This is a genomic window from Kitasatospora sp. NPDC041988 (assembly GCF_055588525.1).
This window is the reverse complement of sequence record NZ_JBVJCO010000018.1, coordinates 1-987: the sequence shown is the minus strand read 5'-3', so window position 1 is coordinate 987 and position 987 is coordinate 1. Positions and strand designations below refer to the sequence as shown.

Below are 987 nucleotides of genomic sequence, written 5' to 3'. Positions count from 1 at the left end.
CGTCACGACGCGGACGGTCGTCACGGTCGCGGTTGAAACCGCCACCGGAGGGGCGGTCGTCCCGACGGAAACCGCCACCGCCGGAGGGGCGGTCGTCCCGACGGAAGCCGCCACCGCCGGAGGGGCGGTCGTCGCGACGGAAACCGCCACGGTCATCGCGGTCGCGGTTGAAGCCACCACCGGAGGGGCGGTCGTCCCGACGGAAGCCACCGCCGGACGGGCGGTCGTCACGACGCGGACGGTCGTCACGGTCGCGGTTGAAACCGCCACCGGAGGGGCGGTCGTCCCGACGGAAACCGCCACCGCCGGAGGGGCGGTCGTCGCGACGGAAACCGCCACGGTCGTCACGGTCACGGTTGAAACCGCCACCGGAGGGGCGGTCGTCCCGACGGAAGCCGCCGCCGGACGGGCGGTCGTCACGACGCGGACGGTCGTCACGGTCACGGTTGAAGCCACCACCGGACGGGCGGTCGTCCCGACGGAAGCCGCCACCGCCGGAGGGGCGGTCGTCGCGACGGAAACCGCCACGGTCATCGCGGTCGCGGTTGAAACCGCCACCCGAGGGACGATCGTCACGACGCGGGCGGTCGTCACGGTCGTCGCGGCGCGGACCACGGTCGTTGGACCAGCCCCCGCGAGACCGGGGCTCGTAGCCGCGGCCGTCGTCCGATCGACGCTCGGGACGGTCCTGGGGCTGGTTCGACATTGTGGCGACTCCTTCTGCTGCTCAGCTCCACCGCGGCCTGGGCGATACACCACTGCCCTCGCGCGGTTCGATGCCGGCCTCCTGGCCGCGCACCTACTCCATTGTCCGACATCCCGGGACGCCCCGCGCCTGGGCGGAAGTCCCGATCTGTCGGGGTTGTACACGTTCGCAAAACACAAAAAGGCCGCGGGGCCAGCGGACCGCTGGGGGCGCGGCCTTGGAGGATTGTTCGGCGGCGTCCTACTCTCCCCCAGGGTCCCCCCTGCAGTACCATCCGCGCT

General features: G+C 72.4%; 1 pseudogene. It reads right to left on the bottom strand.

Annotation, left to right across the window (positions count from 1 at the left end):
- Nucleotides 1-607: pseudogene (locus ACZ6NC_RS19275) on the bottom strand (DEAD/DEAH box helicase); the annotation flags it as partial.
- Nucleotides 608-987 lie beyond the last annotated feature (380 nt).